Consider the following 16111-nt stretch of genomic DNA (forward strand, 5'->3'; position numbering starts at 1 on the left):
ATGGATCTCCCCCGACAAGCGATCCGAGCGGCGGCCCCTCCCGTCCGCGCATGGCTGACGCCCCGGCGCGTCGTGGCGTACAGCGCGGTCGCGCTCGCGTGCTACGCGCTGTTCGTCGCGATCTGGATCGCCGTCGTCCGTCACGCGCCCGCCACCGCGCCGTCGCGCCCAGGCCCCGACTACGCGGTGTTCTGGTCGGCGTCGTACGTGATGCTGCATGGCTCGCCGTGGCAAGCGTACGATCTGCCGACCTTCTCGCGGCTGGCGGCCGAGCTGTTCCCGCAGTTCCGCCGCGAAGACCTCGTCGCGTGGCTGTACCCGCCCACCAACCTGCTGCTCGTGACGCCGTTGGCACTGCTGCCCTTTGCAGTCGGCTACCCGCTGTTCGTCGCGTTCGGCATCGTCGTGTTCGGGTTCGCCGCAGCGCGCGTATCGGGGCTCGGCGCGCTCCCCGGCTTGCGGCGCGTCGGCGCGTTCGCGCTGCTCGCCGCCCCGTGCGTGTTCGTCACCGGGATGTTCGGGCAGAACGCGTTCCTCACCGCGTCGTGCGCGGCGCTGGCCGTCTGCTGGGCCGACCGTCGGCCGATGTGGGCCGGCCTCTGCATCGGCCTGCTGTCGGCCAAGCCGCAGATGGCGCTGCTGTTCCCGTTCGTGCTGGTCGCCACGCGCGCCTGGCGCACGGTCGCGTGGGCCGCGCTCGCCACCGCCGCGTTCACCGCATTGAGCGTCCTGATCTGCGGCGTCGAATCGCTGCGCCTGTTCGTCGCCGGCACGGCGCTCGCGCGCACGCTCCTCCTCGAGCAAGGCATCGTGTTCTGGCTCGCGTCGCCGGCGCCGTTCGCCGCGCTCCGCCTCGCGGGCCTGCCGCCTGGCGCCGCGTATGCCGCGCAAGCGTGCGTCGCGGCGCTGGCGATCGCCGCCGCCTGCATCGTGTGGACACGCTCGCGCGACATCCGCTTGCGCGCGGCGGTGCTGGCCGTCGCCACGCTCGCGGCAAACCCGTACGTGTGGCACTACGAGCTCGCCTGGCTCGGCATCGCGATCGCGTGCCTGCTGGCGATGGGCTGGCAGGACGGCTGGCTGCGCGGCGAGCAGACCGCGATCGCGCTCATGTGGCTGCTGCCGGCCGTCGAATACCTGAACCCGTGGCTGCAAGGGCCGCAGATCGGCCCGGTCGTGACGCTGTTCGCGCTCCTGGTGCTGCTGCGCCGCGCCGGCCCGGAGGCTCAGAACGCGAGCCGCGGCGGCACGTAGATGCCGTAGTACGGCCCGACGCCGGTCGCGACGCCGGTCATCTTCACGCCGGCGACGAAATGGCCCTGGATGTATTTGTACGAGCCGCCGAGCGACACGTCGATATGGAACGGCGCGAACGCGACGATCGGCACGGAGGTGCTGGTCGCGGTCTGCGTGACGACCGGCAGCACCACCGTCGCGCCGACCGGCACCGACGTATAGAGCGTCGCCTTCACGCCGGTCGCGAGATTGATGGTGTCGCCGATGTTGAGCGTCGTCGGATTGCCGGTTGTCATCAGGCCGCCCATCGTCGTCGTGTCGGTCGCGCTCGACTGGAACGACGTCCACTGCCCGCCCATGCACAGCAGGCCGTAGATCTGGCCGTTCGTGATCGAGAATTCGAACGGCTGGCCCGTCAGCGGATTGATCAGCGGCTGGTTGGTCGACGCGTTCCAGTACAGGTTGTACACGCACTGGTCGATCGCGACCGGAAACAGCCCGCCTGCCCCGACCCCGCCCGGCGCCGCCAGCACCGCCACGGCGGTCGCGCTGTCGGATGCGCCGGAGATCCCCAGCAGCCCGCCGAGCAGCAGCGGAATCGAACCGCCGTTCACACCGGGCGCGCGCGACACGGTGACCTGCACCGCCGGCACGTCGTACTGGCCCGGCGTGATGGTCGTCGGCTGCATGGAGGCGGGGTTGCGCGTCACGTTCCAGTATCCGGTGGTCACCGTGCCGGTCGACAGCGCCGCGCCGGCCGCCGAGTTCTTCGCGATCACGCCATTCGCGGCCGGCGCGGCCTGCGACCAGTTCACCGCGCCGCCGCTCGGCGACATCATCGCATCGGCCCCCGCGAGCGCGGCCGCGTCGGCCGCGTTCTGCAACTGGTTGTTCACCGTGATGATCCACGCGATGTCGATCGCCAGGGCGCCGAACGACAGCAGCGGAATCAGGAACAGCAGGAAGAACAGCGCGACCGAACCGCGCTGCCGTTCGGCGTCGACGGGTGGCGTGGCGGTCACGTCATTCATAGAGCATCACCGACGTCGCCGAGACCGTCACCGGGCCCGTGAGCGCACTGAACGCGGAACCCAGCACGAGCCCCGAATACGTGTAGGTCACCGTCACCGTCAGCGCGGTGCCCGACGTCGTGCCGTTCGCCTGCGTCACGGTCACCGCCGGTGTCGTCGCGGTGCCGCCGGTGATCAGGCTGTTCTGCATCGCCGTCTGCGCGATGTTGGCGATCTGCGTCGTGGTCAGCATCGGCACGCGCAGCATGACGCCGGCGCGCGCCGCCTCGCGGCTCGCGTTCGTGATGACGGCCTTGTCGCACAGGAGCAGGCTCGTGTCGATGATGCCGATCAGCACCATCAACAGGAACGGCAGCATCAGCACGAACTCGAGGGACACGACGCCGCGCGCGTGGCGGGCGCCCGTCGCCCCGCGTGTCATTTTGCGGCCCCCGCACCCGGTGGTACGACGCCCGGCTCCAGCGCCGCGCCGGACAGCGGCGGCGGGCTGCCGGCCCCGCCGGCCACCCCGGCGCCCCCGCGCGACGCCAGCCGCGCGCGCACCGCCTGGTAGAAACGCAGGTTGTCGGCCACCGCCGACGCGGGCAACTCCGCGGACAGCAGCTTCTTCGCCGAATCGGTGTTGCCGAGCACGCCGTACGCGAACGCGAGGTTCTGGCGCGCCTGCCACGGCGCGGACGGCAACCCGGCGACGTCGAGCAGCACGTTCACGCCTTCGCGCGGCCGGTTGCTCAGCACGAGCGACAGCCCGAGGTCGACGCGCAGCCCCTGCGCGTCAGGGTGCGCGCGCAGTGCGTCGCGATACACGACCTGCGCATCCGCATGACGCCCCTGCAGGTCGAGCACGGTGCCGAGCCCTTCCGCCGCGAGCGGATGGTTCGGCTGCGCGGCGAGCAGGTCGCGGTAGCGCTGCGCGGCTTCGTCGAGGCGCCGCTGCCGCAACGCGACGCGCGCGAGCCCGAGCCGAGGGCCGAGCTCGGCCGGTGCCTGCCGCTGCGCTTCGTCGTACAGGATTCGCGCACGCTCCAGGTCGCCCGCGCGGTAGTTGACGTCGCCGAGCCCCAGGCGCGCCGCGAGCGAATCGGGATGCTTCGCGAGCACCTTCTCGTACAGCGTCGACGCGAGATCGACGTTGCCGCCGGCCAATGCGCTGTCGGCGATGCGCAATTCGGCCTGCGGGTCGTCGCTCCTGTGCGACAGCACCGGCCGCGTCTGGACGCCCGGCGCGCCGCAGCCGCCGGCCAGCACCGGCAGCACGGCCGCGAGCGCGAACGCGCGTATGACGGATCGTGTCATCTGAACACCTCGAGCAGGCGAATCGCCGCCGGGCCCGCCGCGATCAGGCAGACCGTCGGCAGGATGAACAGCATCATCGGCAGCGTGATCTTCGGCGCAAGCTTGGCGGCGCGCTCCTCGAGCGCGACGATCTGCTCGGTGCGCTCGGTGCGCGACAGCGTGCGCAGCGCCTGCGTGATCGGCGTGCCGAACCGTTGCGACTGCGTCAGCGTCGTCGCGAGCGAGCGCGCCGACGTGAAATCGACACGCATCGCGAAATGCGCGAGCGTCGCGGACACGTCGCCGCTCAGCGTCAGCTCGTCCGCGCATACGGTCAGCTCGTCGGCGAGCGGCGGGCAGATGCGCGCCAGTTCGTGCGCGACGCGCCGGATGCCCGACGCGAGACTGTTGCCGGCCATCGTGCAGATCACCAGCAGGTCCAGCGCATCGGGAAAGCACGCGGCGATGATCCGCCGCCGCCGCCGGATCATCACGCCGAGCACGTATTCCGGCACGATCACGCCGATCACGAAGGCGGCGATCATCGCCAGCGCGCGGATCACGAAGTATTCGCCGAAGCGCGGAATCAGCGGGCTGAACACGATCGCGCCGCACGCGAACAGCACGCCGCAGCTCAGCTTGATCCCGATCATCACCGACGCCGCGCGGCGCTCGCGAAAGCCCGCGCGCGTCAGCTGCAGGCCGAGCTTCACGCGCTGCATCGGGTCGAGCACCGGCAGCCGTTCGCCCAGCTGCGCGAGCCGGCGCGTGAGATCCAGCCGGACGCCGCCCGGCTGCAGCCACCCCGCCACCGGCGCCGGCGGATGCTGGCCGGCAGCCTGCCGCACGCGCGCGGCGATCCGCTGGCGGGTGCCGCCGCCGGGCGTGGCGAGCGCCACCGCGACACAGCCGAGCAACAACAGCAACTCGAGGCCGCGGGCGGCCAGTATCGACATCGTCATCGCGCGGTATCCAGTTTCGAGATCTTGCGGATCACCAGCAGGCCGACCGTCAGCAACCCGGCCGCGATCGTCAGCATCGTGTGTCCCGGGTGCGTCGTGAACAGCAGCATCACGTAATCGCGGTTCACGAGGAACAGCGCGCCGATCATCACGAACGGCACCGCCGAAATGATGTTCGTCGTGATGCGCCCTTCGGCGGTCAGCGCGCGCGTCTTCAGGCGGATGTCGCGACGCGTGCGGATGATGCTCGACAGCTCGTCGAGCGTCTCGCCGAGGCTGCCGCCGGTCTCGCGCTGCAGCAGCAGGTAGACGGTGAAGAACGAGAAGTCCGCGATCATCAGCCGGTCGGCCGCCTGCGTCAGCACGTCCTTGAGATCCGCGCCGACGCGCAGGCTGTCGCCCATCGAGCGGAACGTCGCGCGCACCGGCTCGGCCGCGCCGTCGCCGACCATGCTGATCGCCTGCGTGACCGGAATGCCCGCGCGCACGGCCCGCACGATCACGTCGATCGCGTCGGGGAATGCTTCGAGAAAACGCATCCGGAAGCGCTCGACCAACGCACGGTAGCTGGCGCGCATCGTGACCAGCGGCAACCCGACGTAGATCAGCGGACGCAGGAAGCCCGGCGGCCCGATCAGCTTCACCGCGACGATCGCGACGATCGCGCCGGCGATCGTGCTCGCGACGACGATCCTCACGCCGCCCTTGCCGCCGACGGCACGCACACGCGTCACGCGGCGCTGCAGCCACGCGCGCAAGCGGCCCTGGCGGCGCTCGAGGTTGAACAGCGCGACGCCGGGCGTGGCGGAGGCGAGCCCGTCGCGCCCGCCAAGCGACGGCGACAGCCGGCGCATCCGCGCGCGGATGCGCTGGGCCGGCGTGCGGCTCGCGCGATCGAACCACGACGACAGCACGAGCCCGATCGCGAGGATCATCACGAACGCGCCCACCGCGAACAGGTCGGCGGCCCTCATTGCCGGAACACCTCGGCGAGCGCATCCTCGACGCCGTAATACGCGGCGCGCGCCGCGAATGACGGCCGCAACGGCGACGCCTCGAACACGCCCTTTACCGCGTCGCGCGTCGTGTCGCCTTCCTGGCGGAACGCGAACAGGTCCTGCGTGATCACCACCTCGCCTTCCATCCCGACGATCTCGGTGATCCGCGTGACGCGCCGCACGCCGTCGCGCATCCGCTCGATCTGCACGAACAGGTGCACGGCGCTCGCGATCTGGCGCCGGATCGACAGCAGCTGCAGGTTCGCGTTCGCCATCATGACCATGCTCTCGAGCCGGCTGATCGCATCGCGCGGCGAATTCGCGTGGATCGTCGTCATCGAGCCGTCGTGCCCCGTGTTCATCGCCTGCAGCACGTCGAACGCCTCGGGGCCGCGAATCTCGCCGAGGATGATGCGGTCGGGCCGCATGCGCAGCGCGTTGCGCACGAGATCGCGCTGCGAGATCCCGCCGAGCCCCTCGGTATTCTCAGGCCGCGTCTCGAGGCTCACGACGTGCGGCTGCAGCAACTGCAGCTCGGCCGCATCCTCGATCGTCACGATCCGTTCGTGCTGCTCGATGTGCTGCGACAGCGCGTTGAGCAGCGTCGTCTTGCCCGAGCCGGTACCGCCCGAGATCACGATGTTCAGCCGGCACGCGCACGCCACCTTGAGCACCTGCAGCATCGGAGGCGAGATGTTGCCCTGCTGCGCCATCCGCGCGAGCGTGATGTCGCGCTTCGCGAACTTGCGGATCGAGATCGACGGGCCGCGCATCGCGATCGGCGGCAGCACGACGTTCACGCGGCTGCCGTCGGCGAGCCGCGCGTCGACCATCGGGCTGCTCTCGTCGACGCGGCGCCCCACCGCCGCCGCGATCCGCTGCGCGACGCTCGCCACGTGCGCGTCGTCGCGGAACTTCAGCGACGTGAGTTCGAGCCGGCCCGCGCGCTCGACGTAGACCTGGTCGGGCCCGTTGACGAGGATGTCGGTGACCGAATCGTCGGCGAGCAGCGGCTCGATCGGCCCGACGCCGAACATGTCGTTCAGGATCGCGTCGACGATCAGCACCTGCTCGCCGGCCGTGATCTTCAGCCGCTCGCGCTCGACCGTGTGCGCGGCCACCTGCTCGATGCCCGCGCGCACTTCGTCGCGCGTCTTCATCAGCGCCGCCGACATGTTCATCGACGCGAACACCGCGCTGCGGATCGCGTCGAACTTGCTCGACCGGATCAGCGCCTCGTGGGTGTCGGCTGCCACGGGTGTACGGGCCGGAGTCGGTGCAGGCGTGTCCGCCGCGGTCGGGGCCGCGGCCGATGGTGCGGCCTCGCGCGCCACGGCGGGCGTCGCGGCCTGTGGCTCGACCGGCACCGGATCCGCCGGCGGCCGGTTGCGGGTGCCGAACGTCACGTTCCCTTCCTCCACTTGACGAGCCGCGCATACCACGGCTCGGCGACGGCCATCGGCTCGCCGGTGATGCCGTTCGCAAGCTGCCGGATCTGGTCCAGGAAGCCGTTGCGCTTCGCGCCTTCGATCGGCTCGCCGAGGTTCTCGGCGACGGCGAGCGTCTGCGGCTCGTGCGGCAGCTCGTGCAGCGTCGCACCGCCGAACGCCGCCTCGAAATCGACCGGCTCGACGCGGCCCGCGACCGGGGCGAGCGGGTTGTTCAGCACCATCGACAGCAGCCGCTCGCCGGGCAGTTCCCGCACGAAGCGCACGAGCCGCGCGGCTTCGTACGCGGCGTGCACCGAACGGTCGACCACGACGTGGACGAGATCGGACGCCACGAGCGCGTCCTCGAGCAGCTTGCCGGCGCCGCTGCCGACGTCGAACAGCACGTAGTGGAAACGGTCCTTCAGCATGTCGACCAGGCGCGCGACGGCCTGGTCGCCCAGCGTGACGTCGGCGCCGTAGGCCAGCTCGGCGGACAGCACGTGCAGCCGGTCGCCCTTCGTCACGAACATGCGCTCGAACAACGCGTCGTCGGGACGCTGCCCCATGTTCAGCAACTCGATCAGCCCGTTGTTGCTGGACAGCCCGAACATCGAGTTCGCGCCGCCGCCATGCAGGTTCAGGTCGACGTAGGCCACGCGGCGGCGCTTCTCGCTCGCCAGGAAGCGCGCGAGGCTCACCGTGATCGTGGTCGCGCCGACGCCGCCGCGCGCGCCGACGAAGCTGACGACCTTGCCGGTGCGCGCCTGCACGACCGATTCCGTCGCGGTCAGCGCACGCCGCATCAACTCGACCGTCAGCGGCTTGACGATGTAGTCCTGCACGCCGATGCCGAGCAGGTTGCGAAACAGCCCGACGTCGTTCTGCGTGCCGATCGCGATGACGCGCACCGACGGGTCGCACACGTCGGCGAGCCGCATCAGGTCCGACACCGGCAGCACCGAATCGGACACGTCGATGACGAGCTGGCGCGGCGAACGTTCGTACTGCTGCAGCAGCCGGATCGCATCGTCGCAGGTGCCAAGCTGCAGCTGGGTGCGTGTGATCGCCAGCTCCTGCGCGACGCGGCGTATCACGTCCTCGCTGCCCGAATCGGCGACGACCGCGACAAGATCGGCCGCGCCCGCGGACGCGGCGCGCCGGGTGGGCTGACGGTCGAGGAGGTTCATGGGCGGCATCGTGATGGCATCCGGGCGGTCAATGGCTGGGCGAGCCGGTCGTCTGCGTCTTGCCGGGCGTCGGCTGCTTCACGCGATCCTCGACGTAGCGGCGCACCGCGTCGGCGGCCGTCTGCGCATCCGCGCCGCCGTACGGCACGGGCGCGACGAGATCCTCCGGCCGCGCGAGCATCGCCGCGAGGTTCGAATAGGTCGCGCAGCCGAACGGCACGCCGGGCCGCGCGAACCCCGCGTCGACGAGATGCGACGGCTGCATCAGCTTCGCGCAATCGGGCGCCACCGCATGCGCGCCGTCGAAGCCGATCGACCGCGCATCGGGCAGGTTGACCGGCGGCGGCGCCGACAGGCAGCCCGCCCACACCAGCGGCAGGAGTGCGGCAACGATCGATCGGGTTCGCATGTGCGCCTCCGGTTCAGTACACGAAGCCCGCGGCGCCGACGAGGCGCGGCGTGTCGCCCGACAGCAGGTCGAGCCCGAGGTTGCGCTGCACCGCGAACTCGAGGTCGCTGCTCGGCCGCGCGACGGTGTCGATCGCCTGCTCGAGCTGGCCGGGCCCGGTCGGCTGCACGATGTACGGCGTGACGATCACGACCACCTCGGTCTTGTTGTCCTGGAAGTTCTTCGACGAAAACAGCCTGCCGATGATCGGCAACCGGCCGAGCCCCGGAATCTGCGACACGGTGTCGGCCGTCTGGCTCTGCAGCAGCCCGCCGATCGCGAAGCTCTGCCCGCTCGACAACTCGACCGTCGTGTCGACGCGCCGCACCGTGAGCCCCGGCACCTTGACGCCGCCGGTCGTCACGCTGTTGTTCGCATCGACCTCGCTCACTTCCGGCCGCACCTTCAGGCTGATGCGGTTGTCGGCGAGCACGGTCGGCGTGAAGTCGAGCGACACGCCGAACGGCTTGAACTCGACCGTGATCGCGCCGGTCGACGAACCGGCCTGCGCGACCGGGATCGGAATCTCGCCGCCTGCGAGGAAGCTCGCGGTCTCGCCGGACATCGCGGTGAGGTTCGGTTCGGCGAGCATCGTGATCAAGCCCTCCTGGTCGAGTGCGTCGAGCACCACGTCGATCGACCAGCGCCCCGCGCGGAATCCGCCGAGTACCGAAAAGGCGCCCGTCGGCGACAGGTTGAACAGGCCGTTCGTCGGATCGAACAGCGTGCGCCCGTTGAACAGCCCGCCGACGAAGTTGCCGGCGCCGCCCAGCGCGCTCCAGTTGATGCCGAGCTGCTGCGTGATGTTGCGGCTCACCTCGGTCACCCGCACGCGCAGGTTCACCTGGATCGGGCGCGACAGCGCGAGCCGGTTCACGACCTTTTCCTTGTCGTGCAGGTACGGCGTGAGCGACTGCATCACGGCGTCCGCGTCGGCTGCGCTCGGCACCTTGCCCGACACCATCAGCGAACCCGGCGCGCCGGACACCGACAGCTTCAGCTGCGGAAAGCGGCTGTCGAGCACGCCCTGCAGCGACGCCGTGTCGACCTGCACGATCACCGTCTTGCGCAGGATCGGGCGATGGTTCGCGCCGAGCGCGATCAGCGTGGTCGTGCCCGCCTTCTTGCCGAACACGAACACGGTGCGCGGGGACGGCACCTGAATGTCGGCGACGGACGGATCGGCGACGAACATCGCGGCCGCGGGTTCGGGCAGCGACAGCAGTTCCCCCTTGCCGGTCGCGATCGACAGCGCCGCGCCCGCGTCCGGCACGCGTGCGACCTGCGCCAACGCGCCCCCGGACGCGACGATGCAGGCCAGGCACCCGAGAGCGATCCAACGAACCATGCGCACCATGCGTGTTCCCGTCAAATGCCGGCCGCCGGGCGGCCGGCCCGAATCGTCAATCCGTCACTGCGCCGCCATTGCCGGCGGTTGCGCAGTCGCCTCCGCCGCGACGTTGGCGCCGCCCGTCGTCGTGGGCATTGCAGGCACTGCAGGCATCGCCGGCCAAGCCGGCAGCCCGGCCGGCAGCGGCGGCAGGCCCGGCGTGCCGGTGCCGCCGCCACGCGATCCGTCGTCCACCGACGAACCGCGATAGATCACGACCGCGTTGCTCCGCCATGCCGGCCGCGCGCCCGGCTCCGGCCTGGCGGACGGTTCGCGTGCGGCCTCGCGGGCCGCGCGCGACACGTCGCCGGCCCACACGGGCTGCGTATCGGGCTCCTGCGCGTCGCCGCCTGCCGGCTGCCGCCGGTCGCTCGTCGCGAAACTGCGCAGCGCGAGCGACAGCGAGCCGAGGCGGGTCGCCACCAGCACGACCTGCGCGGTGCGCGGCGCGACCTCGAGCGTGACCGTGCGGGCGCGGGCCGTCGCGTCCGGTGCGCTCGCGGGCGCCTTCGCGCGCTGGAATTCGGAGCCGACCGCGAGCACGCGCGCACGCCGCACCACGGTCTCCGCTTCGAACGTGCCGGGCGACGTCGCCGAGCCGCCGATCTGCTGCGTCAGCAACACGTCGACGAAGTCGCCCGGCTGGATCAGCCCCGCGTTGCCGGACACGTCGTCGACCGGCACCGAGATCGCGCGCATGCCGGGCTGCAGCGCGGCCGCGAGAAAATCCGGCGCGCCGGCCGGTATCACGTTCTCGACGCGAATCGGCGCGCCCGCGCCGACGTGGTTGCGCAGCAGCGCGCCCTTCAGGTCCGCGCCCGGCTGCGACTCGACGAATGCGCCGGCCGGCACCTGCGCGCGCGGCATGCGCTTCCACGCGAGATCGTTGTCGCGCAGCAGCAGCCCTTCCGGCAAATCGGCGGCGGCGACCCGCACGCGCGCCTGATCCGTTTCGGCGGGCACCGACGGCGTCGACGCGGCGACGTACAGCTCGCGCAGGATGAACGCACCGATGCCGGCGGCAACGACGAGCACGGCCAGTCTCAGCGGTTTGGGCATGGCGGCGTGCGTCCCCCCGGCTAGGTAAGCGAAACCGTGTGTGGAAACGACGCCCAGACGGCCAGCGTGCCGCCGAGCGCGAGCGCGACGCCGTACGGCACGCCGCGCGCGGCGACCGCGCGAACCGAGCCTGCGCGCCACGGCCGCGACGCCAGCAACGCGACGCCGCACAGCGCACCGCCCGCACCGACGCCCGTCAGCACCGGGAACGCCAGTGCCGGGCCGGCCCACAGGAATACCGCCGCCGCCAGCTTGACGTCGCCTCCGCCGATCCAGCCCGCGTGGCGCATGCCGCCGAACAGCAGCAGCATCGCCGCCCCGGTCGCGACATGGCCGGCCAGCGGCGCGAACCCATCGCGCACGAGCGCCGCCGCGACGAAATACAGCGCCGCGAACGCGAGCACCGCGCGATTGGACAGGCGCCGGTCGCGCAGATCCTGCGCGGCGAGCGAGGCCAGCAACACCGTGGCCACCGACTGCACGAGCGTGAGCATGGGAGAGCCGTCCGTCGACACGCCCCCGGCCGGACACGTTCTACCGCTGCGGATCCCGGTGTTCGTCGGTGGCGCGCGGGTTCAGGAGATCAGATCAGGCTCGTCACCTTGTTGATCAGTGTCGTGAACACGCTCGGCAGGCCGCCGCTGGTGCTGCTGAGGATCACGCCGACCGCCGCGAGCGCGACCACGACGATGCCGGCCAGCACGGCGTATTCGAGCGAGCTGACGCCACGTTCGTCACGCAGCAGGGACTTGACGTATTGCAGCATGGCAACCTCCGTGTAACGGGGCCGATAACCGACCGTTGAACGCAAAGATGCTCCGTTGCTCCGGCGGTTGCGCAGGGCCTTCGCCCGTTGCGACGCATGCGCGCGACCCTGGCACGAGGCCGCCCGCATCCCCCGGAATCCTCTCGATGACTGCAACACGCGGCGTGCAACGACATCTTCGATCGTTGCGTGCCTGCATCCGTGGTGCGGTCTTCCCGCACGATGCAACCGCGCTGATTCGTCTAGGGTATAGACAATTTTTCAGGCGAATTCAAATTATTTGGCGTCGGATGCATTTATGGATTTCATCCTGCAACGATGAAATCCATACGGTTCATTTACGGTCATTTTTTCTCGATGCATGTCGAATGGTTCGCCTATCGGCACAGGCGTGGCGGCTGTTGCAGTGCGTAATTGATCGGCCCTGTTTTCATTCGATTTATCGGCCTGCCGGGTCGATCCGAATGCGTGCGCCTTGCCACGCCCGGCCCGCCATCCCGGCAAGCATGACGGGCTCGCATCCTATTTCCCCGGCGATCCGTCCGCGCTTTTCCGCCCTGATTCAGCCAGTGATCCCCGTGCAAATCTGCGCTCGCCTTTAGCGCGACTTTTCAATCGGCCATTGCCTGATTCCGCATCTGGGTTCAATCGACTTGATTGGAATGCGCGTCAAACCTCGTCCTTCAGGGCGGGGAAGGATAGCGCGGACACCGTAGGCGTCCTTTCGGGCGGCTAGTGGGGCGTTTTCTGTTGGTCGATGTATTTGCGAACGATTTCGACAGGCGCTCCGCCACAACTTCCGGCAAAGTAAGGCGGAGACCACGGCGCGTCGCCTCACAACTTTTTACGAATGCTCGAGTAGTACTTGAAAGACGTAATAGCGACCACGTCGAATGGCTTGACTCGCTCTTGTGAGCTAGACATACAATCGTCCGATGCGACGACTCCAGGCCTTCAAGTTCGAACTGATGCCGAACGGCGAGCAGCAGCGCGATATGTGCCGCTTTGCCGGATCGTGCCGGTTCGTCTACAACAAGGCACTGGCGTTGCAGAAGGAGAACTACGAGGCGGGCGGCAAGTTCATTGGCTACGTAGCAATGGCCAAGCATCTGACGGAGTGGCGTAACGGAGGCGAAACGCCATGGCTCAAGGACGCCCCCGTTCACCCGTTGCAACACGCCCTCAAAGACATGGAGCGGGCCTACAAGAACTTCTTCGCCAAGCGAGCGGCGTTTCCGAAGTTCAAGAAGCGCGGCCAGCGCGACAGTTTTCGCTACCCGGACCCCAAGCAATTCAAGCTCGACCAGCCCAATGGGCGCATTTTCCTGCCCAAGCTGGGCTGGATGCGGCTGAGGCTGTCGCGTCCCGTGCTGGGCGAACTGCGCAACGCAACGGTCAGCTTCAACTCGGGCAAGTGGTGTGTCTCGATCCAGACCGAGCGTGAGGTCGAGCAGCCGGTGCCCCATGCCACCAGCGTGATCGGCATCGATGTGGGCATCGCCCGCTTCGCCACGATGAGCGACGGCACGTTTGTCGCACCGCTCAATAGTTTCAGGAAACATGAGGCTCGTCTGCGCCGATGCCAACGTGCGATGAGCCGCAAGGTCAAGTTCAGCAATAACTGGAAAAAAGCCAAGGCCAGAGTCCAGCGCATCCATGCGCGCATCGGCAATGCTCGCCGCGACTACCTGCACAAAGCCACGACCACGATCAGCAAAAACCACGCGATGGTGTGTATCGAGGACTTGCAGGTTCGGAATATGTCCAGGTCGGCGGCAGGCAGCACCGATGCGCCTGGCAAGAACGTCCGGGCCAAGTCTGGGCTGAATAAGGCCATCCTCGACCAGGGGTGGTTCGAGTTCAGGCGGCAATTGGAATACAAGCTGGCCTGGATTGGCGGCTGGCTGGTGGCGGTGCCGCCCGCGAATACAAGTCGGACGTGTCCGGCTTGTGGATACGTGAGTGCGGAAAACCGGACCACGCAGGAAAAATTCGCCTGTGTCGAGTGCAGTTACGAGGAGAACGCCGATGTCGTCGGCGCTCTGAACATTCTGGCGCGGGGACACCGCGTTGCAGCCTGTGGAGAGCCGGTGCAGTCGGGCCGCTCAATGAAGCAGGAACCCGCCGAGGCGATCTGAGATAAGCATTATCATTTCAGACGCGGTAGGAATCCCGTCTTCAGGCGGGGGAGGATGTCAATGGAATCCTGATTGAATGTCGGATGCATGTGAATACCGTTCTCATCCGGATGGAATGAATCGCCCGGCGCACCAACCGGGAAAACGGCGATAAGCATAGTTCAAATCGTTTCTTGTCCGGCCCCGGGCCGTCATCGAGAATGCGCTGACGGGCTGAGGCCCGGCCTCGCTTCCCCTCAACGTTCCGGAACCATCGATTCATGCTTCCACTGCGCCTGCTTCGCTCGCTGCTGATCGCGTCCCTCATTGCGTTGCCGGCCGCCGCCGCGCATGCCGACAAGCCCGCCACCATCCGCATCGGCGTCGCCCAGCAAGGCGCCGGCGATCCGCCGACGTTCGGCGGCTCGAGTGCGGCCACCGCGCAGTTGCAGCAGCTGGTCGAAAAGGAGTTCGCGGCCGACGGCATCAAGGTGGAGTGGCTGTTCTTCAAGGGCGCGGGGCCGGCCGTCAACGAGGCGATCGCCAACAAGGCGCTCGACTTCGCGTACCAGGGCGACCTGCCCGCCGTGCTCGCGCGGGCGAACGGGATCAAGACGCGCCTGCTGCTCGCCGCGAGCGTGCGTTCCGGCGTCAAGATCGCGGTACCGCCCGATTCCCCCATCCGCTCGATCAAGGACCTGAAGGATCGCCGCGTGTCGATCTTCCGCGGCACGAACCTGCAGCTCGTCGCCGACAACGCGCTCGCGAAGAACGGCCTCGGCGAACGCGACTTGCGCGTGATCAACCTCGACGCCGCGAGCTCGCTCGCCGCGCTCGCGTCGAAGGGCATCGATGCGTCGGTGGGCGACTACCAGCTGTACAAGCTGCGCGACGCGGGGCTCGCGAAGATCATCTACGAATCGCAGAACGACGGCCCGCAACTCACGCGCCAGACCCACCTGCTCGTGCTCGACGATTTCGAGCGCGCGCATCCGGACATCGTGCAGCGCGTCGTCACCGCCGTCGTGAAGGGCGCGCAATGGTCGTCCGATGAAGCGAACCGCGACGCGCTGTTCAAGCTGTGGGCGAAAAGTGGCGTGCCGGTGTCGTCGTGGCAGGCCGACTATGCGAACCAGCGCCTGAAGGACCGCCTGTCGCCGCTGATCGATCCGTTCTTCGTCGCGCGCTACAAGTCCGTCGCGCAGGATGCGCTGGCGCTGAAGCTGATCCGTCAGCCGGTCGACGTCGATGGCTGGTTCGAGCCGAAGTATCTCGACAATGCGCTGCGCACGCTGAAGCTCGAAAGCTACTGGCCACGCTACGACGCGGCCGGCAAGCCGCTTTCCTGACCCGGATCCGCCACGATGAGCGACACCGCGTTTTCCATTCCGTCATCCGGGCGCCACGCGCTCGCCGCGCCGCCTCGCCGTGCGGCGGCCGTGAAGCGGTGGTCGTGGCGGCTCGCGCCGTGGCTGCTGCCTGCACTGCTGTTCGCGCTGTGGAGCGTCGGCAGCGCGCGCGGCTGGATCGCGCCGCAGATCCTGCCGCCGCCCGAACGCGTGTTCGACGCACTCAAGGATCTCGCGACGAGCGGCGACCTCGTGCGCCACACGCTGATCAGCCTGCAGCGCGTGCTGGTCGGCTTCGCCGCCGGCACGCTGCTCGGCTTCGCGACCGGCGTCGCGCTCGGGCTGTCGCGCACGCTGGAAGCCTACGTGCTGCCGAGCTTCAATGCGCTCGTGCAGATTCCGGTGCTCGGCTGGCTGCCGTTCCTGCTGTTGCTCGTCGGTGTCGGCGAGCCGCTCAAGTACCTGCTGATCGCGCATGCGGCGCTCGTCCCCGTCACGCTGAGCACGTTGCAAGGGTTTCGCCAGACGCCGCCCGCGCTCGACGAAGTCGCGCGCGTATTCGGCTACACGCGGCGGCAACGCATCGTGCACGTCGTGCTGCCCGCCGCGATCCCGACGCTCGCGACCGGCGTGCGGCTCGCGTTCACGAAGTCGTGGCTCGCGCTCGTCGTCGTCGAGCTCGTCGCATCGTCCGAAGGGCTCGGCTACCTGATCGTGTACGGGCGGCAGCTGTTCCAGCTCGACCTCGTGATGGCGGCCGTGATCGTCGTCGGCGCGGTCGGCCTGTTGATCAACCGGCTGCTCGATGCGCTCGAAGCGCGCTTGCGGCGCGGCGTGCCGTCCGCGTTCCGCGGCTGAAGCGC

16 protein-coding genes and 1 pseudogene are annotated in these 16111 nt (G+C 69.0%); 4 read left to right on the top strand and 13 right to left on the bottom strand.

All coding sequences use genetic code 11. From position 1 onward, the window contains the following. The gene (locus CFB43_RS27050; protein ID WP_089497304.1) at positions 1–1254 is read left to right on the top strand and encodes a glycosyltransferase family 87 protein; all 1254 of its coding nucleotides are present in this window, start codon (positions 1–3) and stop codon (positions 1252–1254) included. Here CFB43_RS27050 and CFB43_RS27055 read toward each other — a convergent pair. From CFB43_RS27055 to CFB43_RS27115, 13 genes and pseudogenes are all read right to left on the bottom strand, one after another. Beyond that, positions 1227–2267, bottom strand: a complete 1041-nt coding sequence (locus tag CFB43_RS27055; protein WP_089497305.1) for a TadG family pilus assembly protein — start codon at positions 2265–2267, stop codon at positions 1227–1229. The genes CFB43_RS27050 and CFB43_RS27055 overlap by 28 nt on opposite strands. After that, entirely contained in the window at positions 2260–2688 is a 429-nt protein-coding gene (locus CFB43_RS27060) for a TadE/TadG family type IV pilus assembly protein (RefSeq protein ID WP_089497306.1), read from the bottom strand. Before CFB43_RS27060 ends, CFB43_RS27055 begins: the two co-directional genes overlap by 8 nt. After that, the gene (locus tag CFB43_RS27065) at positions 2685–3563 is read right to left on the bottom strand and encodes a tetratricopeptide repeat protein (RefSeq protein WP_089497307.1); all 879 of its coding nucleotides are present in this window, start codon (positions 3561–3563) and stop codon (positions 2685–2687) included. The genes CFB43_RS27060 and CFB43_RS27065 overlap by 4 nt, the downstream gene beginning before the upstream one ends. Next, the gene (locus CFB43_RS27070) at positions 3560–4504 is read right to left on the bottom strand and encodes a type II secretion system F family protein (RefSeq protein ID WP_089497308.1); all 945 of its coding nucleotides are present in this window, start codon (positions 4502–4504) and stop codon (positions 3560–3562) included. The genes CFB43_RS27065 and CFB43_RS27070 overlap by 4 nt, the downstream gene beginning before the upstream one ends. Continuing rightward, positions 4501–5478: a type II secretion system F family protein gene (locus CFB43_RS27075; protein WP_089497309.1), complete on the bottom strand. Its 978-nt coding sequence runs from the start codon at positions 5476–5478 to the stop codon at positions 4501–4503. Before CFB43_RS27075 ends, CFB43_RS27070 begins: the two co-directional genes overlap by 4 nt. Next, a complete protein-coding gene (locus CFB43_RS27080; RefSeq protein ID WP_089497310.1) occupies positions 5475–6908 on the bottom strand; it encodes a CpaF family protein in 1434 nt (477 codons plus the stop codon). Before CFB43_RS27080 ends, CFB43_RS27075 begins: the two co-directional genes overlap by 4 nt. Then, positions 6905–8128 (bottom strand): AAA family ATPase, encoded by a 1224-nt coding sequence (locus CFB43_RS27085; RefSeq protein ID WP_089497311.1) that lies wholly within the window; start codon positions 8126–8128, stop codon positions 6905–6907. Before CFB43_RS27085 ends, CFB43_RS27080 begins: the two co-directional genes overlap by 4 nt. Before the next feature lie 19 nt (positions 8129–8147). Beyond that, positions 8148–8528 (bottom strand): CpaD family pilus assembly lipoprotein, encoded by a 381-nt coding sequence (locus CFB43_RS27090; RefSeq protein WP_089497312.1) that lies wholly within the window; start codon positions 8526–8528, stop codon positions 8148–8150. 13 nt (positions 8529–8541) lie between these two features. Then, a complete protein-coding gene (locus CFB43_RS27095; protein WP_089497313.1) occupies positions 8542–9924 on the bottom strand; it encodes a type II and III secretion system protein family protein in 1383 nt (460 codons plus the stop codon). A gap of 54 nt (positions 9925–9978) precedes the next feature. Beyond that, positions 9979–11016, bottom strand: coding sequence for a Flp pilus assembly protein CpaB (cpaB, locus tag CFB43_RS27100; protein ID WP_089497314.1), 1038 nt, complete (start codon positions 11014–11016; stop codon positions 9979–9981). A 20-nt stretch (positions 11017–11036) separates the two neighbouring features. Next, positions 11037–11510 (bottom strand): A24 family peptidase, encoded by a 474-nt coding sequence (locus tag CFB43_RS27105; protein WP_089497315.1) that lies wholly within the window; start codon positions 11508–11510, stop codon positions 11037–11039. Between the two features lie 89 nt (positions 11511–11599). Continuing rightward, a complete protein-coding gene (locus CFB43_RS27110) occupies positions 11600–11782 on the bottom strand; it encodes a Flp family type IVb pilin (protein WP_041493341.1) in 183 nt (60 codons plus the stop codon). A 732-nt stretch (positions 11783–12514) separates the two neighbouring features. Then, positions 12515–12604 (bottom strand): annotated as a pseudogene (locus tag CFB43_RS27115) (transposase); the annotation flags it as partial. Positions 12605–12717: 113 nt separating this feature from the next. Between CFB43_RS27115 and CFB43_RS27120 the strand changes: the two are divergent. From CFB43_RS27120 to CFB43_RS27130, 3 genes are all read left to right on the top strand, one after another. Continuing rightward, on the top strand, positions 12718–13920 hold the full coding sequence (locus tag CFB43_RS27120) for an RNA-guided endonuclease InsQ/TnpB family protein (RefSeq protein WP_089497316.1): 1203 nt from the start codon (positions 12718–12720) through the stop codon (positions 13918–13920). Positions 13921–14180: 260 nt separating this feature from the next. Further along, the gene (locus tag CFB43_RS27125) at positions 14181–15248 is read left to right on the top strand and encodes an ABC transporter substrate-binding protein (RefSeq protein ID WP_089497317.1); all 1068 of its coding nucleotides are present in this window, start codon (positions 14181–14183) and stop codon (positions 15246–15248) included. A 15-nt stretch (positions 15249–15263) separates the two neighbouring features. Continuing rightward, complete coding sequence (locus CFB43_RS27130) at positions 15264–16106, top strand: ABC transporter permease (protein ID WP_089497318.1); 843 nt, start codon at positions 15264–15266, stop codon at positions 16104–16106. Positions 16107–16111: the final 5 nt, after the last annotated feature.

It is taken from the genome of Burkholderia sp. AU15512 (assembly GCF_002223325.1).
Lineage (GTDB): Bacteria > Pseudomonadota > Gammaproteobacteria > Burkholderiales > Burkholderiaceae > Burkholderia.